Raw genomic sequence first — 20,587 nt, forward strand, 5'->3', positions numbered from 1 at the left:
TCTAATCTTCCCCCCAGCCTAAATGCTGTGGTGGCAACTGGGTAGAATCAGGATTGATCTTGGTTTGCTTTAAATTAGGATTGATAATGGTTCTTTTGACAGGATATGGGTTGATGAAATTGGTGGTATCCTGAGGGTCATTTCCAAACTGAATTCCAACAGGAACCAAATTTTCAGCTCGCATAGAGCCTTCTTTTCCATTATTTAGCTTTCCGTTGTAGCAAAAGGTGCCAAAGACCCAACCAGTGCCATATTGGTCTGCTCTTGGATCTCTGACCATTACATCCATTTGTATTAAATGCATGGGCTTCACAATTCTTCCAGTGTCTAACCCATTATTCCAGGTTGGGGTAATGTATGCATTCCATGTCATGGGGTTCACCAAATAATCTGCATCTGTTTCATCTGCATCTGTAAAAAGTAGTTTAAAAATGACTGTCCCCACAGGGAAGCCATTGGGAGCTTGTGTGGCATATGCGTTTGGATTGTCTCCATCTTTCCACATCTGGGCTAACGTGTACCCTGCAAATTCATTGTAAAAACCCAAGGCGTAGGTTTGATGGGATTCGGTTTGATTCGGGCCCAATTGATAGGGACCAACTTCAGCTTCCTTTGCCAAACCATGAAAACCTTCCGAACCTTGTGGCCCCCAATGCATCCAAGGCATATGGTACCAACTTCTCACTTTACTCTTTTGAGCAACAAAATCCACCTCGATCATTCCTTCAAAAGAATAGTCCCTTACTGCATTGATGTATTCCATCCAATGTTCGTCTTCATCAAAAGGAATATTCAAAAACTCGGGAAGTTGAGATTCATCGGGCATGGTTAAAGGATAATTCTGACTCAACTCAAATACTTTTTCTCCCGGGTATTGCGTGAAAATTCCTCGGGACTAAGCATCTTTCCAAAGTCAGGAAAATTGTTGTTGACAAATTTGACGGCGTCATTTCCTTCCGTATTTGAACTAGTCGAGACCGAACAAGATTGCATGATAAATAGCATCAAGGAAAAGCCAATCCAGACTTTTCCCTGTTTCATAAAATTGATGGTATGCATTTTAAAATTGGGTTAAGGGGTAAAAAAAAATTGAAAAGTATAAATCAATATAAAATTTTAAATCCTTAAATCTTAGGGTTTTAAACAATTACTCCTGAATCAAATTCTAGATTATGACATGGGAAAATGGTTTTTTACTGAACTTTAAAAATGCTCCTCTGATCCAACTTCTTTTTCATTGATATGAACAGGTTTTTGGTGTTCTTGAAAGTAAGATCAGTTGTTTTGGAAGGAGTTTAAAAGGCCAATTATTCTTTGAAAAAATAGGTTAAATAATTCCTCATTTTTTTGAATGAAGATTCAAACTTCTATAAAATCACAGGTTTGATTTATTCATGCCCCTTACTAAATCCAACGTGTACCATTCTTTTCAATAAAAAACCAGACCTAATCTAGATCTGGTTTTCACGAATTTCTATTAACTCATTTATTTCATAATCATCATATTGCAGGTGATTACAATTAGATAACAAGATAAACTTTGTAATGGTTTAACTTTAATAATTAGCTGGTTTATTTACGTTGGTTTTAAGTGGAGAATCAAACGTTGACTAAACGGAGAGGCTTGTTTTCACTTTTTTCGTGGTTTTTTCGCCGATCAATTTTTTTATGACTTCCCCAACTTTTTAGAATGCCATATCAACCGTCCAAAAAAGTCTATTCAGAGCTTTCTTGAACTTTTTGTACTTTAATTTTTGACAAAACCATCAACCTTTATGAAATACAATTACCAATCAATCCGGGTATTCATGATATGCCTTGGATTAGCGTTTACTGATCATGAAGTATTCGCGCAAGATCAATCTACTCCAGTAGATCCCTCATTTTATAGTAGTTATAGTTGGCGGAATATTGGCCCAGATCGTGGAGGAAGATCTTTAGGGGCCTCTGGAAGTCCAGGGAGAAAGAATGAATATTATTTTGGAGCTACCGGTGGAGGATTATGGAAAACCGTAGATGGTGGAAATGAATGGTTTCCTGTCACTGATGGAAAAATTTCTTCTTCTAGTATTGGGGCAGTTGCCGTGGCTGAAACTAACCCTGACGTTGTATACATTGGAGGAGGAGAAACCCAGTTGAGAGGAAGTATCACCCAAGGAGATGGGGTTTATAAAACCACTGATGGAGGCGAAACTTGGAGACATTTAGGCCTAAAAGAAACGCAAGCGATTTCACGAATTAGAGTCCATCCCACCAATCCTGATATTGTATATGTAGCTGCATTGGGACATCCCTATGGAGAAAATGAGGAAAGAGGTGTTTTTCGTTCCACGGATGGAGGAAACAATTGGGAGAAAGTCCTATATGTAAGTGATAAAGCAGGAGCAGCTGATTTAATAATAGATCGGACCAATCCTGATGTCTTGTACGCCTCTACATGGCAGGTGTACCGAAAAGCCTGGAAAATGTGGGGAGGTGGACCAGACTCCAAACTATGGAAATCAACGGATGGAGGAGATACTTGGACAGATTTGACTTCGGAACCGGATGCCCGAAGGTCCAATTGGAAAAATTGGAGTTACTGTCTCCCCCGCTGATCCCAATCGTGTTTGGGCAATTGTGGAAGCGAATGAAGGAGGAGTATTCCGGTCAGATGATGCCGGTCAGACTTGGAAAAAGGTAAACGATGAAAGAAAGCTAAGACAAAGGGCTTTTTACTATTCTAGAATCTATGCAGACCCTATTGACAGGAATACAGTTTATGGATTGAATGTTGATTTTTGGAAATCCACTGATGGAGGTGAAACGTTTGATGTGGAAATTACGGTTCCACATGGTGATAATCATGACTTATGGATCGATCCAAATGATCCCATGCGTATGATCAGCTCCAATGATGGTGGAGGGGTAGTGAGTATCAATGGAGGTAAAACTTGGACAGAGGAAGATTATCCGACTTCCCAATTTTACCATGTTATGACCACTTCCGATGTTCCTTATCATGTAGCTGGTGCACAGCAGGACAACAGTACTTTGGCAATGCCTTCGGAAGGATGGAATCATATGTTAGGCAGAGGTCCTGGACACGGCTATCATTATGCCGTTGGTGGAGGAGAAAGTGGATGGATTACTCAAAGCCCAACTGATCCGGATGTTTTTTATGCTGGTTCCCAGGGAGCACTATTGACGCGCTATAATAGAAAAACCGGACAATACAGAGATATTCAGGTGTATCCAAGATTCTTCTCGGGCGAACCGGCTTCTGCCCTGCCTGAAAGATGGCAGTGGACATTCCCGATCATGTTTTCTCCATTGGATCCATCGATTATGTATACCACCTCTCAACATGTATGGAAAACCACCAATGACGGTCAAACTTGGGAAAAGATCAGTCCGGATTTAACGTATGCTGACCCTGAAACTTTAGGTAAAACAGGAGGCGTAATTACCATGGATATGAATGGTCCGGAGATCTATGCAACAGTCTTTGCTTTAGCCCCATCCATGCATGATGTCAATACGATTTGGGCAGGATCTGATGATGGGAAAGTTCATATCACTCAAGATGCAGGGAAAAACTGGGTGGATATTACCCCTTCGGATTTACCAAAGTTTTCCAGAATCAGCATCATTGATGAAGGTAAGTTCCAGCCGGGCACCTTGTATTTGGCGGCAAATAGGTATCAGGTAGATGATCGACAGCCCTATGTGTTCAAAACCAAGGATTATGGAAAGACTTGGACTAAAATCATCGATGGAATTGAAGATGGTCATTTCGCCAGAGCCATTCGCGAGGATTTAGAAAAGCCTGGGCTTTTGTATTTGGCTACGGAGCATGGCGTGTATGTATCATTTAATGATGGAGCAAATTGGCAGTCTCTTCAGTTGAATTTGCCCGATACCCCTATTAGAGATCTGGTTTTGAAAAATGACGATGTGGTGTTGGGTTCTCATGGCCGTGGGTTCTGGATCTTGGATGATATTAGACCTTTAAGGGAAGCAGTTGAAGTAAGCGCTAAAAATGAAGTGGCTTTATTTAAACCTGCCAATCCAATAAGAGGTGTTTACGATGCTGCAATTCAATATTATTTACCAGAAGAGGCAGAATCAGTGACCATTGAAATTAAAGATGCGGAGGGAATTTGATCAATACCTATACTGGAACCAAAGGAAAAGAAGGTAGAAGTAATCCAGGCTTAAAAGAAGGATTAAATACTTTTACGTGGAATATGCGGTATCCAGGGGCAACCGTATTTGATGGAATGATCATTTGGTCTGCACGCCCACAAAGAGGTCCTATGGCCCCTATCGGAGAGTATAATGTCACCTTGAAAACTGGAGATGTAGAAAAAAACACCTCCTTTAAACTGGAAATGGACCCAAATCTCGAGGGGGTAACAGCTGCAGATATCCAAGAACAGTTTGACTTGGCAATGGCGATCAGAGATAAAGTGTCTGAGGCCAATGAGGCTGTTATTTTGATCCGGGACATTAGAGCTCAGGCCAAGGAGGTGAAAGCAAATGCCAAATTAAAAGCTCAAATAGAAGATGTACTTTCGAAAATGAGAGTGATTGAAGAAGACCTTTATCAAGTACAAAATCAATCTGGGCAGGATCCTTTAAACTTCCCAATCAAATTGAATAACCGTTTGGCTTCATTACAAAGAAGTGTGGAATCTGGTCAGGCTAAACCTACCGATGCATCCTATGTGGTTTTTGAGGAGCTTTCTGGTGAATTGGAAGGGCATTTATCTAAATTGAATGACATCCTAAATGGGGAGTTTAAAAAATTAAATGAAGTCTTACCTGAAAAAATCAGTTTAGATAAAAAGTAACACATGATTTATTGCCTTAAAAATAGGGCATCTAGAAAAATGTCACATGGAAGATCTTGACTTTTGTTCGGGATTAAAATGTGGCATTTTTTAGTTTGTAAACGTCCTACGATTTGATTTAATCCAAAATCTATTGAGGCAAGCTCTTATTTTATTTTTGAAAGAGTAAAACTAAGTGATACCTATTTTAAAATGGTCAGAACTCAATACCTTGAATTTGAGTTTGAATAAGTATCACGAAATAAAATGTACCTGCAAGTAATTTATCCAAATGAGAAAGCAATTCGGAGGTAAAATCAGTAAAAGAGATATTGAAGAATATAAAAAGATCAGCAATTGGGATGGAGAGAAATTCGTGAATCTAGAACCTACCAGTATGGATTTCAGTTTTCAGGCTCTTCCAAAGTTTCTTTACAAACAGTTTTGCGAAAAAGAAGGCAGGGAACCCAAAAAGCCCTTACCTATTGTACCTTTTCATGTAGGGAATTTTTAGCTCCTTCCGAAAAATCAAAGTTTATATGGTATGGGCATTCAGCAATTCTCCTTCGGATGAAAAGTAAAACCATATTGATTGACCCCATGCTGGGAACCAATGCCTCTCCCATTGCACCATTTACTACTAAACGATTTAGCACCAATACATTAGCACTTATAGATGATTTTCCAGAGATTGATTTGCTATTAATGACACATGATCATTATGACCATCTTGATCTGGATAGTATTAGGAAGCTTCAACCAAAAGTGAAGCAATATTTTACAGGGTTGGGAGTTGGAAGACATTTAAAAAATGGGGGATTGAGGAGGATAAGATTATTGAATTTGATTGGTGGAGATCGGAGGTGTTTCAGGATATTCAAATAACCTATACACCTACCAGGCATTTTTCGGGAAGAGGGTTAACAGATCGAGCTAAATCCCTCTGGGGTGGTTGGGCTTTTCAAACGGAGCAAGAGCGACTTTGGTTTAGTGGTGATAGTGGATATGGAAATCACTTTGAGGAAGTAGGTGAAAGACTTGGTCCCTTTGACTTTGCATGGATGGAGTGTGGGCAATACAATGAGAATTGGAGCTTAATCCATATGTTTCCTGAAGAAAGTATTCAAGCTGCAATGGATGTAAAGGCGAGGAAAGTGATGCCGGTTCATTGGGCAGGTTTTTCATTAGCTCAACATCATTGGACGGATCCCGTTGAAAAATTTGTTGCATCTGCCCAACGCAAAAGCATTCCTTTCCATACTCCTGAACTAGGGGAATTGGTGGACTTGAATCAAGAACGACAAAACCAATTTTGGTGGAGATAATACCTTCATTTAGGAAGTTGAATTTTTTGGGATTAATTAAAAATTAGGTGGAATGTCTTCATCCCCTTTTATATAAGTGGATCGATTTAAAAGGAAATATTTCCTAACTTAAAGAGATTCAGATTACTATAAATTTATAACCATGAAAAATACATACATTTTATTCCTATTTGGATTCCTGATGGCAGTAATCATGGCATTTTCCTTTAAGCCTATAGAATTGCCTTATGGAATGGCGAAAGGAACCCCTGAAATTAAATCCATCACCTCTTTAGCTTTTGGACCAGAGGGAGTTCTTTTTATCGGAGACTCTAAAAGTGCGGCTGTCTTTGCTATTAATACCAAGGATAATGAATTTACCAATGAAATTACCTCGGTAAATATCCAAAGTATCGATAAGAAGCTTGCAAGTAAATTGGGGACTACTGTAGATCACCTATCAATTTTGGATATAGCAGTCAACCCCACCTCCAAAAAGGTATATATGGCTATCCAATCAGCAGATGGAACCCCTTTATTGATGACGCTTGAAGGAGATGAATTTGCTCCGGTAACACTGGAAAATATTGAATACGCTTCAGTTGAGCTCAATAATTCTCCTGCTGAAGATGCCAAAGATGGAAGAGGTCGATCATTAAGAATTTCCTCGATTTCAGATTTGGGATATGCAGATGGGAAGTTGTTGGTAAGTGGACTGTCAAATCAGGAGTTCAGTTCCACTTTCAGGAGCATTCCTTTCCCATTTACAGATATTCAAGATCATGCTTCACTTGAGATTTTTCATGCAGCCCATGGAAGATATGAAACCACCTCTCCCATTAAAACATTTACCACTGCCGAGATCAATGGAAAAGATTATTTGGTAGCTAGTTACACCTGTACTCCTTTGGTATTATTTCCATTGGATGAGTTAAAAGCAGGAAAACATATTAAGGGAAGAACGATTGCTGAAATGGGAAGTGGCAATCAACCATTGGATATTTTAAGTGTCAATAAGAATGGTAAATCCTACTTGGTCATGGCGAATTCCAACCGGCCAGTGTTCCGGGTAAATTATGAAGACATTGAGAGTTTTGAAGGTTCTTTAACTGAACCTGTCCCTGATAATTTTGCAACTGATGGGGTTGATTTTGTATCCATGCCTTTAACAAACGTTCAACAGTTGGATAAGATGGACGATGGCACCCTTATTATGCTTCAAAGAAGGTCCAATGGATCTTTAGACTTATGGTCAACAGATAAAGCAGATTACTTGCTTAGATAATGAATCGACGCTTACTCAAAGTCAGGTTATATTTTTTGTATAACCTGATTTTTTTGGAACACTCATCTTTTCATCCTGCACTCAGGAGATGGACACAGATGTGATGATACATTGGGAAAATAACAAAGCCATCGCATTTCAAATTTCAGGTTCAGAGTTGAGTGAGGAATTGGAAGTTCGACTAATCCAAAACGGTGAGCGCTTATCTATTTTGGGGAAGACTGAGCAAAGCCCAAATGGAATAATTTTTACACCATTAATTCCATTTACCAGAGGCTTAAGTTATGAGGTGGTTTCTCAAGATCGAGTCTTGCAGACAGTTTTTATTCCTTTTGAAGAAGAGGAAGAACAAATTCCTAAACTTTTATCTATTTATCCAAGCCAGGATACCTTACCTGAGAATTTATTAAAGATTTATTTAAAATTTTCTCTATCCATGAAAGAGGGCATATCCCAAGAACATATTGCCCTAATGGATGCTAATCAGGATACCGTACCGTCCGTATTTCTAAACCTCCAACCAGAATTATGGAATGAGGATCAAACCATTTTGACCATTTGGTTAGATCCGGGAAGAATTAAAAGGGACTTAATTCCCAATCTGGAAATGGGTGCACCTTTGGAGCAATCCCAATCTTATGAATTATTAGTTTCTTCCAATTGGGAGGCAAAAAATGAAAATGCGTTGGATCAAGATTATTCAAAGCGATTTTGGGTCAACCACAGAGATAGCATTTCTCCCAATCCAAACACATGGATAATTGAATCACCTACATCCAACACGTTTGAACCTTTGACCATTAGATTCAATGAGCCTTTGGATTATTCCTTGTTAAATGAAGTATTTAGTATTAAGGGAGTGAATGATTCACTTATTCTTGGTGAATTTGAACTAGGAATCCATGAAAAATCCATTCGATTTGTTCCCAATATCAGTTGGAAGCCTGGAAAATATAGGATCCAAATAGAAAGTAGATTGGAAGATTTGGCGGGTAATAATTTAAATAGATTGTTTGAAAGAGATCTGGCAAAATTTAATGGTATTCCAACAGATAATACAATTTTGAAATTTATCAATTTTCAGATTTACTAAAACATAATTGTTTGATTATGGTTTAACTTTTCTATTCAAGATTTTTTAGAAGTTTGATTAACTATATTTTCAATATGATTATTTTATGATTAATATTTTCAACTAAACTATATTTTATGAAAAACAGTAAAATTTTAATTGGGTTATGTTCTGGACTTATTCTTTTTAGTTGCCAGAATTTAGATGAGACCAATGATCTGGGTCAGCAAAAATTGGCAGATGAAATTATTTACAGCGATTTAAAAGTGCCAACAATAAAAGTAAATGTTAAGTCCGAAAATGCGAGAATTGCTGGAGAGGAGCTGGAAGTTAAATTAGTGAAGGCAGAGTTTATTACCGCACCTGGAAGTGAACAAATGGGAAGAACTGTCATTTTTGACGATAAAGGAAGTAAGCAGTTGGATTTTCATTTTAATCCAGATCGGAAAATCTTCGGAACCTCTGATATGTCTTATTATATCGATGAGGCTAGGCCTTCTTCTACCATTGGTACAAGTGAAGCCACCGGTGCAATAGAAAATGCAGCCCAGACTTGGGAAGAAGTTTCCTGCTCTGAAATGGGGCTGTATCGTACTCCAACAGAGGCTGACCCCTATGGTATTGTTGCTGCTATATTGGGATTCCCAAGTATTCCTGATGTCCTTGCTGATGTTTCAAATTTAGGGTTTATGCCAGCTGAATTTTTTGATCTTTTAGCTCCGGGAGGCTCTAATTTTATATTGGCAGTAACTTTTACTTTTTCTTTTACAGGTGAACCAGATTTGAACGGTGATGGTAAAATTGATTCCGCCTTGAAGGAGATTTATTACAATGACAATTTCCCTTGGGCAGCGGATGGTGGACAGATCGATTTAGAAACTGTGGCACTTCATGAAATGGGCCATGGGTTTGACCAAGCACATTTCGGAACAGGATTTATCAAGAAAAATGGCGAATTCCAATTTTCTCCTAGAGCAGTTATGAATGCTTCTTATTCAGGTATTCAGCATGAAATTTACAGAACTGATAATGCTGGACATTGTGGGATTTGGGCAACATGGCCACGTAAATAAGGAAGATCAAATCCATTGAAGCCCCTGATTTTTCAGGGGCTTTTTTATCCTAATTCCTCTATCCTATTTTGGTAGTCAAACTGTAAATCTTCGTGTAAGCCAGCAAGGATTTTTTCAGCTTTAGAAAGTTGAGACCGGTACAAATTCTCGATTACCGTATTGGAATGTCTTAAAAAGCCATATTTCTTCATTCGTTCACAGAAAAATAAAAGCACCTCTAACTGATCTGCTTTGTCTTTGCTGAGCTTTAAAAGCTTATTCATTTTCCTTCGAATCTTCTGAGCTGATTTCTTTGCATAATAAGCGTGTTCTCCCCTTGCATTTTGAAATTCCAATTCCAAGTCTTCCTGAACCATTTGTACATAAAGTCCCGGTTGGTCCCTTCCATAAAGTTTGAAGAACAAGTAGGCCTTATTATCTCTACTGAACTTGCTTAATTCAATGATATATTCTCTAAGCTCTTTTTCATTCAAATAGCTTAACTCTCTCTTTATTTCTGCTAGACTTGGTATTTGCATTGAAAATTTAATTTAAAAGCTCAAATAGGTATATCGTCAACATCCCCCATCCTGTTCCGGTGACCATACTTAGGATCGCAAGCAAAATTGCATGTGGCATCAAATCCTTTCGATATGCCGCAGTGACTGCAGGAGCGGTGGAAATTCCTCCTAGGTTTGCCATTGAAGCTATGGGAACCCAAACCAAATTTAACTTGAGGATTTTAGCACAAATCAACATACCTATAAAATGGAGGGTTAACCAAATCACTACCAATAATATAAATAGGAAGGGTAAGCTTAAATTGCTGAAGTCTAGTCTTAAGCCCAAAATAGCCATTACTAGCACAATACAGATTCCTCCTAATTGAAGAGAAAACCTGGTGTTCCGAATTTTGATTAGGTTTCCCAAAGCCAATCCAATTACCGATAAAATAATGACCATTCCCAAGAAGGAAATGTTTAGGAAAAAAATGATGGATGAAATCCCAAAGAATAATAGGATCGTGACGAAGGGAAAAATTTTCCTGCCACTGTTTTTCAGATGAAGCTCAGATTGATCGGGGATTGGGTCATTGATGCCAAAAAAGAGATTGAAAACCTCTCCTTTTTTGATGAATTGAAACATGAGAATGGTCCAGATATTGACCAAAATATTATCGAGAACCAACACAGAAAGAAATAGCGATTCAGGAGTTTTTGCGAGTTCTTTTAAAATCAATTGACTGGTACTTCCCCCAATCCATCCCCCGACAATAGGGACCAGACCTTTCCAAAAACCCTGTACTATAAACAGCTCTGAAGAATTTGGATCAAGCCCCGAAAACAGTGAAACCAGGATAATAGGTAGTGTGGCAATTATTGCCGAACCGATAAAAAACAGGAGCAATGGACGGACACCTACGATTGCCAATTGGCGAAACGGGAGTGCACTCATTACGGCTAATAATGTAATGGGAATTATCCAGTTACGACTTAAACTATGTAAGTAAACCTCAGAGAGGTCCCATCCGAAAAGATGAGTAAAACCTGCTGGAATCACATAAGCGAAAAGAATTGCCGGAAACCAGTCGAGTATTTTTTGATGATCCGATGTTGCACTCTACTAATTTTAAGAACAAAGACTACGGTGAGTAGGACCACACCAAATGCGATTAAATCTAGATTACCCATTTATTGAAAAGGTTGGGTAAGGATACCTAGACAGGTTTGAATGCCTTCCAAGTAATTTCCAATTCTGATATTCTCATTGGGAGCATGAATGCTATTGTCCGGGTTTGGAATTCGAACAGACACAGCTGGTATTCCTAAAATATTGATAAAAGGAGCCATGGGTTGAGACCCACCAGTAGTTCTGGTATTGATGTACTCATCACCAAATACATAATTCATCCCCGACTTCAACCAATTGGCAAAAGGAGAATCCATCTCTGCTCTAAATGGATCAGAACCTAATCTATACTCAAAGGAAGCTAGTTTAGGATAGCTGTTTCTTTCCTCAATAGTAGGTTCATCTTCTACTAGATGAAACCCCTGATCGATCACAAATTGCTTTAGTAAATCAATTTGCCGTTGTCCAGGAGTTTCTTTGACCAATCGCATATCTATTTCTGCTATCGCTTCAGATGGGATCAAGGTTCTTACCTCTACTCCTACCCAACCTGCTCGAAGTCCCCGGACGTTCAAGGTTGGAAATTGAAGCGCTTCCTGAAGTGAATTACCTACTTTCTCTGCTTCTGCAAACCCTAGATCTCTCTCAATTTCTTCCAGATCTTCAGGGACTTTTTTCATACTGTTGATTTCTTCATCAGAAAACTGAATTCCAGCATAAAAGTTAGGGATCAACACTCTTCCTTCTTCATCCTTCATGGCTGCCAATAATCTACTTAATGAGAATACAGGGTTAGGAGCAAAATTTCCATATTGACCTGAATGTAGGTCATTAGAAGCCCCAAAAACTCGAATGGTAGCTGTGGCAATTCCTCTGGCTCCAAAAGTTAAATTGGGTAAATTGGAAATATGCCGGGTACCATCCATGATCAAAATTCCATCTGCCTCAAAGAGTTCTTTGTTTTGGGAAACTACATCAGCTAATTCTGGGGAACTCATTTCTTCTTGAAAATCCAAAATAAATTTTAAGTTGACAGAGGGCTGATTTCCAGTTTTTTTAAGAATATCCAAAGCTGTAAAAAATGCCATAGTAGGTCCCTTCGAATCGGAAGCAGACCGCGCAAATATTTTCCATTCTGGGTTAATTGGGCCCTCAAGAAAGTTCCAGTTAATCTCTTCCCACTCCTCTCCTTCTTTCATTTTTAGAGCAGGAATGTAGGGACTCTCCTGGTTCCAGGAAGAAGAATCAACAGGTTGTCCGTCTATTTGCATGTAAACCAAAATAGTTTTCTTCTTTGGGTCAAATGTGCCTTCCGCAAAAAGATGTGGAACGGAGCCTGATTTCAGCTCTTTGGTATTAAATCCACGGCTTTCCAACGCATCCTTACACCATTCTAGGTTTGCTTGAATGTCTTCATCCACTTTTCCATTATTTGGAATGGAAAGATATTCTCGAAAAGTCTTTAAGGAAGACCTTAACTCTTTGGAGGATTCTTCTTTTATTTCATTGCTGGTCAACTGAGCAAATACATTTTGAAACGTGAGAGGAAATAGGAAAAGTGGGAGAATGAATTGCTTAAATTTCATAGTCTTAGGTAAGAAAAAGAAAGATAACATTTTTAGAAAAATGCCTATACTAAAAGCCTCTGTTTACCCCATACTTTTTAAGGTTTATTCAGTATGAAACAATAAAATGGAATTCTAGTAGATGGTAAATCCCCATTCCCGACTAATAAGAAGCTACTTGAAGGGCCATATTTCAAATAAAATATTACAGTTTTCAAATCTTTTTATCCAATCCCAAGTTAAATTTTGAAATAGAGGTTCAGGTAAGTTATCTTGAAACAATTCCCCCATGATTAGCTAATTTATTTATGAAAGAACTTCAGGCCATAATTCAGGCGTATGAACATTACCAGACATTGGATAAGAAGATTGCTTTGGCTACAGTAGTCCATGTGGATGGATCTGCCTACCGTAGACCGGGAGCAAGAATGTTGGTTTCTGAAGATGGTGAATTAACTGGAGCGATCAGTGGTGGATGTTTAGAAGGTGATGCACTTAGAAAAGCACAATCCGTGATCTTCCAACAAAAATCCATGTTGGTCACTTATGATACCACAGATGAGGATGATCAAAAATTTGGAGTAGGCTTAGGTTGTAATGGTATTATTCATGTGTTGATTGAACCGATTGATTATCAAGATGCTTCCAACTCTGTCAACTTGTTGAAAACGGCACTTTCAGATAGGAACGTAGGCACTTTAATTACCTTATTCTCCATAAAAAATTCCAAGTCTGAACAGGTTGGGACTATTCTTCTTTATAAAAATGGGCAGGAAATAGGTAAGCTAGAACAAGTAGCGCCCAATTTGTTAAATCAGATTAGTAGCCAAGCAAATGATACATCCCAGTTAAGTAGCTTGATAAAAAGTTATCCTGAACATGATTCAATTCAGATCTTTTTTGAAAAAATTAAACCGGCCACACGCTTATTACTTTTTGGAGCAGGGAATGATACCATTCCATTAGTACAGTTAGCAGATATTTTAGGGTTTGAAGTGATTTTGATTGATGGGAGAGCCAATCAAGCTACCCAAGGCCGATTTCCAAAAGCCAAAGAAATTGTGGTAGCCCCTGCGAATGAAGCAGTTGAGAAATTAAGTATAGACTCCCAAACTGTTGCCTTGTTAATGACGCATAATTTTGAATATGAATGCGTAGTATTGCAACAGCTATTGAATTTCGATATCCCTTATATCGGTATTTTGGGACCAAAGAAAAAATCCGAAAAAATGATCCAAAGATTAGAAATCAAGGGAGGGGCGGTAAGGAAAGATCACCTTTTTCTCCCATGGGCTTAGATATAGGTGCTGAAGGGTCAGAAGAAATTGCATTAGCTGTATTGGCTGAAATCAAAGCGGTTTTGGCAGGAAAAACAGGGTCTTTTCTGAAAGAAAAAGAAGGACCTATTCATCAGGAACTTTTATAAAAATGAAAACAGGGATTATCATATTGGCAGCAGGAGAATCTTCACGATTAGGTTATCCTAAACAAATAGCCCGGTACAAGGATAAAACCCTGCTTCAATATGCAATAGATGCCGCAAATGGATCGAAGGCTGATAAAAAGGTTTTGGTGCTTGGAGCTTTTAAGGATGAAATTAAAAGACTTTTCCTGGAGCCAGTATTCCTAATATTCCAAATCCAAATTGGAAAGAGGGAATGTCCAGTACACTGATTAAAGGGTTGGAATATCTTCAAAAGATCAATCCCGTAGATCAAGTAATCATCATGCTTTGCGATCAACCCTTTGTGGATGCGAAGCTTATTAATAAACTGATCGCCACGCAAGCAAAAACAGGGAAAGGAATTATTGCCAGTGGCTATTCCAAAACCTTTGGTGTCCCAATTCTTTTTGGGAAAGCATATTTTGAAGAATTGATGTCTTTAACGGGTGATGAAGGCGCAAAAAAAATAGCAGCAGTGCATGAGGATGACTTAGAAATTGTCCCCTTCCCAAAAGGAAAGACAGATGTTGACACGGAAGCGGATTTAAGGGATTTGAATTTGTAGGACAGGATTGATTAAATCGCTAGTGGGTATGTACCTAGTACGTCAAGGGTATCAATCTATTCCATTCTTAAGTCCTTCATTGATTTCCTCACCCAAGCTATTGAATCCAAGATATCTTGTTCGGTGGTTGGTCTACCCAGACTAAATCGTAAAGAAGCCCTGCCTAGAAAGTCATCCAACCCCATTGCTTTCAATACATGTGAAGGTTTTGGTGAAATACTGGTGCAGGCAGAACCAGAACTGACAGCTACTTTCATGCATACCTTCCGAAGTAAATCCTCCCCTTCTACTCCTTCAAAAGAAATGTTGGTCACATGGGGCAATCTATGTTCTTGACTTCCGTTCAAATAAGTTTTAGGGATTTGTAATAATCCTTCTTCCAATTGGTTACGAAGGAGTGAAAGTCTGGAAAATTCTGATTCCAACATTCCTTGCTTTACTTCTGCTGCTTTCCCCATCCCTACAATACCGGGTACATTCAATGTTCCACTTCTAAATCCTTTTTCATGACCCCCGCCAGAAATCTGGCCTATCGGTTTAGGAAGCTTGTGATTATGCCTTATAAATAATGCTCCTACTCCCTTGGGTCCATCAAATTTATGAGCCGAGATGGCCATTAAGTGGATGCCTTTTACGGACACTTGAATCTTCCCAGCAGCTTGGACTGCATCGGTAAAAAAATGATGCCTCTTTCCTCTGCGATTTGAGCGATCTCTGAAATTGGATGAATGACCCCAGTTTCATTATTCGCCCACATAAGGGCAATCATTTTTGTTTCTGGTCGAATGGAGGATAGTAGTGTATCCAAATCAATGCTTCCATCTCTTTGAACAGGTAGATAAGTCACACTTGCCCCTTTGTCCTCCAGTTCCTCAAAACAGTCCAATACGGCTTTATGCTCCGTCTGGCAAGTGATATAATGTTGTTTTTCGCCTGTATATACCTCAAAAATCCCTTTGATAGCCAAGTTGATTGCCTCGGTAGCTCCAGAAGTAAATATGATTTCTTTGGACCTTGCTCCTATCAAATTAGCTATTTGTTCTCTGGCTTTTTCCACAGCTTCTTCTGCCACCCATCCATAAGGATGGCTTTTGCTGGCGGCATTTCCAAAGTGCTGAGAAAACCATGGCAACATCTCATCTAAAACCTCCGGAGCACAAGGTGTAGTGGCATTGTAATCCAAATAGATTGGGTAATTCATAGTTTCAAAATAGAAGTTTCGACTGAGCTTTAAAAGGTTTAATTGATGAGGAACTAAATTCGTTAACTATTCGCTTTATTGCTTATAGTTTTCAAATAATTTTGAAATGCAAGAAACATGGAGTTTACAGCTTAAAGAGAAAGATGGTGAAGCCCTATCTTCTTCTATTCCCTCTGCTTTGAAGGAAAATCAAAAGGAGCTAGGAATTTTTCTTTCCTATTACTTCAAACGTGAAGGAGCTGTAGTCGAGCAGGTTCTTTTGAAAGAGGATCCAGAATTTTACACCGAAAATTCAGGACAATTGATTCTGGAATTTGATTTGGTGCATTTTAATGCCTGTTTGGCCATTCATGAACAAAAGAAGGAAGAATTGAAAGTGGATTTTTTAATAAATCCATTAACCATGAAATTAATACTAAAAGGACCCTATTGGCCTGAAAGGGGAATGGATGATATTTAAGCTTATATAGAATCCTATAAAAAAAGGTGTCAAGTAATTTTGACACCTTTTTTGTAGTAAACCAATAGTCAATTTAAGCACGTTTGATTTCCAGATTAAGATCAGAGAACTCCTCTTGCTCTATAAATGGTTGCCGTCTTAATCTTCTTTTTGTCGCTTTGTAAATGGCATTGGCAACCGCTCCTCCAGTCGGTGGTAATGCAGGTTCCCCTAATCCAGTCGGATCATACCCACTGTCCACGTAATGCACATCTATTTGTGGAACTTCCTTCATTCTGATCAATCGATACTTATCAAAGTTCTTTTGTGTAGGAAGACCGTTTTCAAAGGTCAGATTACCATACATCGCATGTCCCATTCCGTCCACAATTCCACCTCTTACCTGATGGTTGGCTCCGGTTGGGTTAATTACCATCCCACAATCCGTTGCTGCGGTGATCTTCTTGAGTACAGGAGATCCATTTTCCATTTCAATATCCGCTACCTGCGCAACATAGGTCCTATGGGAGAAGTAAACTGAAAAACCTTGACTGACATTTGGGTTTTTCCCCCAATTGGATTTCTCAGCAGCAGTTTTAATCACTCCAATCATTCGATCCGCATCGTATCCCAATTCTCCTCCAACCGGATTTGCTTTGGCCTTTTCTAGAAGAGAAAGCCTGAATTCCACAGGATCCCGGTTGGCTTCTAAAGCCACCTCATCAAGAAAAGATTGTTCCGCATAAGCCAAGAAGTTGGTAATTGGAGCTCTCCAAGGATTGGTGGTAATTGGCGAATTATGATCAATACTTTCAATCAACACATTGTCTACTGCTCCTGAAGGAAAATTATTCTGGCGTGTGCTGTTTCCAGCATTGATTCCAGCTCCTTTTAATTTATATCCAATCATGTTTCCATCGGCATCCAAGGCAGCTTCAAATCGATACCTAACGGCAGGTCTATATGCCCCACCTGTAATATCATCTTCTCTACTCCATGTCACTTTAACAGGTGCATTGATTGCTTTAGAAACTTTTACTGCTTCTTCCACATAGTCTGCTCGAAGTCTTCTACCAAATCCCCTCCCAAGCGTGTGATTTCCACAGTAATATTCTCCTTGGGAATGCCAAGTATTTCTGCTGCAGCAGAAGCAGCTCTATCTGGTGTTTGCGTGGGTCCAATTAGTTCCGCAGAATTCTCCTTCACATGCGCGAAGAAGTTCATGGGTTCCATTGGAGAATGCGATAGGAATGGACATTGGTATTCAGCTGTAACCACCTTGGCGGCGTTTTTAAAGGCCATGGCTACGTTACCATCTCTCCTTCTTTCTTCTGCTTTGTTAGAATCTAACATCTCACGGAAAAGACGGTCGTGATCACTGGAACTTTCCACAAGCCCGTCTGCCTCATAATCTATTTTCAAAAGCTTTTTAGCTTTCATCAATGGCCAAGTGGAATCCCCGATTAGGACTACATTATTTTCCATGACCATGACATCAGAAATGCCTTTTACATTTTTGGCTGCAGCATCATCTACTGATTTGATTTTCATTCCAAAAGGAGGCCTTTGAATCATCGCATGCTTCATTCCTTCCCTGTAGAAATCTAATCCATATAATGGTTTTCCAGTAAAAATGGCCTGGTTGTCTACATTTTTAACTGGGGTACCAATGATTTTGAAATCCTTTGGATCTTTTAGGGTTACCTCTTCTGGTGCTTCTAAAACAGAGGCAGCAATTGCCATATCTCCATAGCTAGCTTTTTTACCACTTCCCTTATGGTAGATCATACTAGCCTCAGTTGTTATTTCAGAAGCCGGAACGTCCCATTCTTTGGCTGCAGCAGCTACTAATAAATACCGTGCTGTAGCACCTGCTTTTCTCAATCTTTCCCAGGAATGTGGCATGGCACCTGACCCACCAGTTAACTGGCGATCATACTTTTCCTGATCCAGATTTGCTTGCATGACCCGAACATTTTTCCAGTCGGCATCCAGTTCTTCAGCCACTACCATAGGAAAAGATGTTTTGATGTTTTGCCCTAACTCTGGGTTAGGTGAATAAATCACGATATCTCCACTTGGTGCAATTGAAAGGTAGGCATTAAAGCCTTTGGCTTGAGAAAGAACCTGTTCATCGGTTAGGACTTCCATTTTTGGTGAATCGCATCCTAGCCAGTTAAAGCCTATAAATAAGCCACCAGCTGTCGTACCTGCTATCTTTAGAAAATCCCGTCTAGTTGTTTTTGTTAGTGTAGCCATGATTTTTAGATTTTAGCAGCTTTTGCAACAGCTTCTCTGATTTTATGATAGGTTCCGCATCTACATATATTTCTATTCATTGCATTTTCTATCTCCTCCATGCTTGGAGCAGGATTTTTATCTAGAAATGCTGCTGCGTTCATAATTTGCCCTGCCTGGCAATACCCACATTGGGCCACATCAATTTCATCCCATGCCTTTTGGACTGGATGATCTCCATCTTTGGATAGGCCTTCTATGGTGGTTATTTCATCTGAACCTACACTTGAAACAGGCATGCTACATGAAAATATAGCCTCACCGTTTAAATGAACAGTACAGGCCCCGCATTGGGCAATTCCACAAGAATATTTGGTACCCACTAAGCCAAGGTGATCCCGAAGAACCCATAATAAAGGGGAGTCCTCTTCGACATCAACAGTATGGGTACTACCGTTAATTTTAAGATTTAATGTTGCCATGGATTTATGTCTTTTGAACCTTAAGTTAAAGAAATTCAATAGGTAAATAAAGCCGTCTATGGAAATGCATTTAGAAGTATTGGCTTTAAAGCATGGATGAATTCATAGAGAGGAAAGATTTTTATAGTATTTTTCAGGAATTGGACATCTTTTTATAAGGATTTGAGTATATCCTTGTGCGATATTTTTGAAAACATCCTAATCATTACATGCTTAAATCTTCCATAAAGGCCATTAAAAGATTACTGATTGTGATCTTCTCCATTTGCCTTATATTCCTAATCATAGGATTTCTATTCGTAAGTCTAAGTCCCCAGTTTGGAAGCAATCCCAGTTTTGAGCAGAAAGCCGAATTTGAAAAACTGGAGCATTATTCCAATGGAGAGTTTCAAAACTTGATCGAAACCAACATGGATATGGATTTTGGAAAAGCAATAAAAATGCTACCTGAATTCTTTAAAAACGATCCCTCCAGAGCCCCTGATTTTGATATTCCCATAGTGAAAATTGATTCCGTAGATCTTACTTTGCCAAACCAGGGTACGAGGTTGATATGGTTTGGACACTCCGCATTTCTCTTACAAATAGATGGTAAAAACATCCTATTAGATCCCATGCTTGGGGAAGTACCTGCTCCCCACCCCATGTTGGGAAAGAAACGGTTCAGCAAAGAGCTTCCTATAGAAATTGAACAATTACCATCCATTGATATGATTTTGTTCTCACATGATCATTACGATCATCTGGATTATGGTTCAGTTCAAAAACTGATGGGTAAGACTGAAGCCTATTATGTCCCTTTGGGACTGGGATCCCATTTAAAAGCATGGGGAATTCATCCTGAGAAAATTCATGAGATGGACTGGTGGGATGAATTGGAGGTAGATGGTCTAAAGTTGGCATTTGCTCCTTCTAGACATTTTTCAGGAAGAGGACTAACTAATCGATTTTCTACGTTGTGGGGATCTTGGGTGATCCATGGAAAGTCCGACCGAATCTATTTTAGTGGGGATGGTGGATATGGCCCTCATTTCAAAGATATCGGAGACCGCTTTGGTCCTTTTGATTTTGCCATGATGGAATGTGGTCAATACAATGAGCGGTGGAAGGAGATTCATATGATGCCAGAAGAAACCGCACAAGCAGGTTTGGATATTCAAGCCAAGGTCATCATGCCCATCCATTGGGCGGCTTTTTCCCTGCCATGCATTCTTGGACTGATCCAATTGAACGTGTTCTAAAGTCAGCTGAGGGGCTTAAAATACCTGTATATGTTCCAAAAATCGGGTCATATATTAATTTGGATCAAAATCTTGAAACAAGAGAAGAATGGTGGATTAAGCCTTAAAAAAGGATAGATAGTGCTGATTTTCAGAGAATAGAGCGGAGTTTTTGAAAATTAACTTATGAAATGGGCTAATTCGACATGCTTTTTTAAGAAAATGACATTTTATAAATGGCTAGTTTTTGAAGCATTTTTCCTAATTTGACATTTTA

At 39.0% G+C, this 20,587-nt stretch carries 21 protein-coding genes and 2 pseudogenes; 15 read left to right on the top strand and 8 right to left on the bottom strand.

The genetic code is table 11. The annotated features are described in order from the left end of the window. Position 1: 1 nt before the first annotated feature. On the bottom strand, positions 2-826 hold the full coding sequence (locus tag V8V91_RS01725; protein WP_373398487.1) for a hypothetical protein: 825 nt from the start codon (positions 824-826) through the stop codon (positions 2-4). 20 nt (positions 827-846) lie between these two features. Further along, positions 847-1,059, bottom strand: coding sequence for a hypothetical protein (locus V8V91_RS01730; RefSeq protein WP_373398488.1), 213 nt, complete (start codon positions 1,057-1,059; stop codon positions 847-849). 716 nt (positions 1,060-1,775) lie between these two features. On the opposite strand from V8V91_RS01730, the gene V8V91_RS01735 reads away from it, so the two are divergent. The 9 genes from V8V91_RS01735 to V8V91_RS01775 all read left to right on the top strand — a co-directional run bounded on the left by V8V91_RS01735 (position 1,776) and on the right by V8V91_RS01775 (position 9,548). Continuing rightward, the gene (locus V8V91_RS01735; protein ID WP_373398489.1) at positions 1,776-2,597 is read left to right on the top strand and encodes a WD40/YVTN/BNR-like repeat-containing protein; all 822 of its coding nucleotides are present in this window, start codon (positions 1,776-1,778) and stop codon (positions 2,595-2,597) included. Continuing rightward, positions 2,548-4,146 carry a WD40/YVTN/BNR-like repeat-containing protein gene (locus V8V91_RS01740; RefSeq protein ID WP_373398490.1) on the top strand — a complete coding sequence of 533 codons (1,599 nt, stop codon included), beginning with the start codon at positions 2,548-2,550 and terminating at the stop codon, positions 4,144-4,146. Before V8V91_RS01735 ends, V8V91_RS01740 begins: the two co-directional genes overlap by 50 nt. After that, entirely contained in the window at positions 4,143-4,835 is a 693-nt protein-coding gene (locus tag V8V91_RS01745; protein ID WP_373398491.1) for a hypothetical protein, read from the top strand. The genes V8V91_RS01740 and V8V91_RS01745 overlap by 4 nt, the downstream gene beginning before the upstream one ends. A gap of 271 nt (positions 4,836-5,106) precedes the next feature. After that, entirely contained in the window at positions 5,107-5,328 is a 222-nt protein-coding gene (locus tag V8V91_RS01750; protein ID WP_373398492.1) for a hypothetical protein, read from the top strand. Positions 5,329-5,384: 56 nt separating this feature from the next. Next, the gene (locus V8V91_RS01755; RefSeq protein WP_373398493.1) at positions 5,385-5,699 is read left to right on the top strand and encodes an MBL fold metallo-hydrolase; all 315 of its coding nucleotides are present in this window, start codon (positions 5,385-5,387) and stop codon (positions 5,697-5,699) included. Continuing rightward, a complete protein-coding gene (locus V8V91_RS01760) occupies positions 5,678-6,139 on the top strand; it encodes an MBL fold metallo-hydrolase (RefSeq protein ID WP_373398494.1) in 462 nt (153 codons plus the stop codon). The genes V8V91_RS01755 and V8V91_RS01760 overlap by 22 nt, the downstream gene beginning before the upstream one ends. A 142-nt stretch (positions 6,140-6,281) precedes the next feature. Next, on the top strand, positions 6,282-7,403 hold the full coding sequence (locus tag V8V91_RS01765) for a hypothetical protein (protein WP_373398495.1): 1,122 nt from the start codon (positions 6,282-6,284) through the stop codon (positions 7,401-7,403). A gap of 88 nt (positions 7,404-7,491) precedes the next feature. Then, a complete protein-coding gene (locus V8V91_RS01770) occupies positions 7,492-8,496 on the top strand; it encodes an Ig-like domain-containing protein (protein ID WP_373398496.1) in 1,005 nt (334 codons plus the stop codon). Between the two features lie 116 nt (positions 8,497-8,612). Further along, positions 8,613-9,548 carry a hypothetical protein gene (locus V8V91_RS01775; protein WP_373398497.1) on the top strand — a complete coding sequence of 312 codons (936 nt, stop codon included), beginning with the start codon at positions 8,613-8,615 and terminating at the stop codon, positions 9,546-9,548. Positions 9,549-9,592: 44 nt separating this feature from the next. Here the strand turns inward: V8V91_RS01775 and V8V91_RS01780 are convergent, their stop codons facing one another. From V8V91_RS01780 to V8V91_RS01790, 3 genes are all read right to left on the bottom strand, one after another. Next, the gene (locus V8V91_RS01780) at positions 9,593-10,066 is read right to left on the bottom strand and encodes a hypothetical protein (protein ID WP_373398498.1); all 474 of its coding nucleotides are present in this window, start codon (positions 10,064-10,066) and stop codon (positions 9,593-9,595) included. A 7-nt stretch (positions 10,067-10,073) separates the two neighbouring features. Further along, positions 10,074-11,123: a DUF819 family protein gene (locus V8V91_RS01785; protein ID WP_373400848.1), complete on the bottom strand. Its 1,050-nt coding sequence runs from the start codon at positions 11,121-11,123 to the stop codon at positions 10,074-10,076. Between the two features lie 95 nt (positions 11,124-11,218). Continuing rightward, complete coding sequence (locus V8V91_RS01790; protein ID WP_373398499.1) at positions 11,219-12,742, bottom strand: M20/M25/M40 family metallo-hydrolase; 1,524 nt, start codon at positions 12,740-12,742, stop codon at positions 11,219-11,221. Between the two features lie 287 nt (positions 12,743-13,029). Here V8V91_RS01790 and V8V91_RS01795 point away from each other — a divergent pair, with 287 nt between their 5' ends. Genes V8V91_RS01795 through V8V91_RS01810 form a run of 4 tightly spaced genes read left to right on the top strand, consistent with a single transcriptional unit; the run spans position 13,030 to position 14,730 of the window. Beyond that, positions 13,030-14,019 carry an XdhC family protein gene (locus tag V8V91_RS01795; protein WP_373398500.1) on the top strand — a complete coding sequence of 330 codons (990 nt, stop codon included), beginning with the start codon at positions 13,030-13,032 and terminating at the stop codon, positions 14,017-14,019. Further along, entirely contained in the window at positions 14,010-14,147 is a 138-nt protein-coding gene (locus tag V8V91_RS01800; RefSeq protein WP_373398501.1) for a hypothetical protein, read from the top strand. The genes V8V91_RS01795 and V8V91_RS01800 overlap by 10 nt, the downstream gene beginning before the upstream one ends. Before the next feature lie 2 nt (positions 14,148-14,149). Then, positions 14,150-14,395, top strand: coding sequence for an NTP transferase domain-containing protein (locus tag V8V91_RS01805; protein WP_373398502.1), 246 nt, complete (start codon positions 14,150-14,152; stop codon positions 14,393-14,395). Continuing rightward, positions 14,380-14,730: a nucleotidyltransferase family protein gene (locus tag V8V91_RS01810; RefSeq protein WP_373398503.1), complete on the top strand. Its 351-nt coding sequence runs from the start codon at positions 14,380-14,382 to the stop codon at positions 14,728-14,730. Before V8V91_RS01805 ends, V8V91_RS01810 begins: the two co-directional genes overlap by 16 nt. Positions 14,731-14,786: 56 nt before the next feature. Here the strand turns inward: V8V91_RS01810 and V8V91_RS01815 are convergent. Then, a pseudogene (locus tag V8V91_RS01815) lies at positions 14,787-15,931 on the bottom strand (cysteine desulfurase family protein). A 106-nt stretch (positions 15,932-16,037) separates the two neighbouring features. On the opposite strand from V8V91_RS01815, the gene V8V91_RS01820 reads away from it, so the two are divergent. Next, positions 16,038-16,391, top strand: a complete 354-nt coding sequence (locus V8V91_RS01820; protein WP_373398504.1) for a hypothetical protein — start codon at positions 16,038-16,040, stop codon at positions 16,389-16,391. 73 nt (positions 16,392-16,464) lie between these two features. On the opposite strand, the pseudogene V8V91_RS01825 reads toward V8V91_RS01820, so the two are convergent. Both V8V91_RS01825 and V8V91_RS01830 read right to left on the bottom strand, forming a co-directional pair. Further along, positions 16,465-18,629 (bottom strand): annotated as a pseudogene (locus tag V8V91_RS01825) (molybdopterin cofactor-binding domain-containing protein). Positions 18,630-18,634: 5 nt separating this feature from the next. After that, positions 18,635-19,090 carry a (2Fe-2S)-binding protein gene (locus tag V8V91_RS01830; RefSeq protein WP_373398505.1) on the bottom strand — a complete coding sequence of 152 codons (456 nt, stop codon included), beginning with the start codon at positions 19,088-19,090 and terminating at the stop codon, positions 18,635-18,637. A 209-nt stretch (positions 19,091-19,299) separates the two neighbouring features. On the opposite strand from V8V91_RS01830, the gene V8V91_RS01835 reads away from it, so the two are divergent. Then, positions 19,300-20,331 (top strand): MBL fold metallo-hydrolase, encoded by a 1,032-nt coding sequence (locus V8V91_RS01835; RefSeq protein WP_373398506.1) that lies wholly within the window; start codon positions 19,300-19,302, stop codon positions 20,329-20,331. Positions 20,332-20,587: the final 256 nt, after the last annotated feature.

Source organism: Algoriphagus halophilus, assembly GCF_041729275.1.
GTDB lineage: Bacteria > Bacteroidota > Bacteroidia > Cytophagales > Cyclobacteriaceae > Algoriphagus > Algoriphagus halophilus_A.

Coding starts and splice junctions, on each gene's coding strand:
- V8V91_RS01830 (WP_373398505.1), bottom strand. CDS start 19,090: ATGGCAACATTAAATCTTAAAATTAACGGTAGTACCCATACTGTTGAT.
- V8V91_RS01805 (WP_373398502.1), top strand. CDS start 14,150: ATGAAAACAGGGATTATCATATTGGCAGCAGGAGAATCTTCACGATTA.
- V8V91_RS01795 (WP_373398500.1), top strand. CDS start 13,030: ATGAAAGAACTTCAGGCCATAATTCAGGCGTATGAACATTACCAGACA.
- V8V91_RS01790 (WP_373398499.1), bottom strand. CDS start 12,742: ATGAAATTTAAGCAATTCATTCTCCCACTTTTCCTATTTCCTCTCACG.
- V8V91_RS01810 (WP_373398503.1), top strand. CDS start 14,380: ATGTCCAGTACACTGATTAAAGGGTTGGAATATCTTCAAAAGATCAAT.
- V8V91_RS01740 (WP_373398490.1), top strand. CDS start 2,548: ATGCCCGAAGGTCCAATTGGAAAAATTGGAGTTACTGTCTCCCCCGCT.
- V8V91_RS01735 (WP_373398489.1), top strand. CDS start 1,776: ATGAAATACAATTACCAATCAATCCGGGTATTCATGATATGCCTTGGA.
- V8V91_RS01780 (WP_373398498.1), bottom strand. CDS start 10,066: ATGCAAATACCAAGTCTAGCAGAAATAAAGAGAGAGTTAAGCTATTTG.
- V8V91_RS01755 (WP_373398493.1), top strand. CDS start 5,385: ATGAAAAGTAAAACCATATTGATTGACCCCATGCTGGGAACCAATGCC.
- V8V91_RS01765 (WP_373398495.1), top strand. CDS start 6,282: ATGAAAAATACATACATTTTATTCCTATTTGGATTCCTGATGGCAGTA.
- V8V91_RS01730 (WP_373398488.1), bottom strand. CDS start 1,059: ATGCATACCATCAATTTTATGAAACAGGGAAAAGTCTGGATTGGCTTT.
- V8V91_RS01725 (WP_373398487.1), bottom strand. CDS start 826: ATGCCCGATGAATCTCAACTTCCCGAGTTTTTGAATATTCCTTTTGAT.
- V8V91_RS01820 (WP_373398504.1), top strand. CDS start 16,038: ATGCAAGAAACATGGAGTTTACAGCTTAAAGAGAAAGATGGTGAAGCC.
- V8V91_RS01750 (WP_373398492.1), top strand. CDS start 5,107: ATGAGAAAGCAATTCGGAGGTAAAATCAGTAAAAGAGATATTGAAGAA.
- V8V91_RS01835 (WP_373398506.1), top strand. CDS start 19,300: ATGCTTAAATCTTCCATAAAGGCCATTAAAAGATTACTGATTGTGATC.
- V8V91_RS01800 (WP_373398501.1), top strand. CDS start 14,010: ATGGGCTTAGATATAGGTGCTGAAGGGTCAGAAGAAATTGCATTAGCT.
- V8V91_RS01775 (WP_373398497.1), top strand. CDS start 8,613: ATGAAAAACAGTAAAATTTTAATTGGGTTATGTTCTGGACTTATTCTT.
- V8V91_RS01770 (WP_373398496.1), top strand. CDS start 7,492: ATGGACACAGATGTGATGATACATTGGGAAAATAACAAAGCCATCGCA.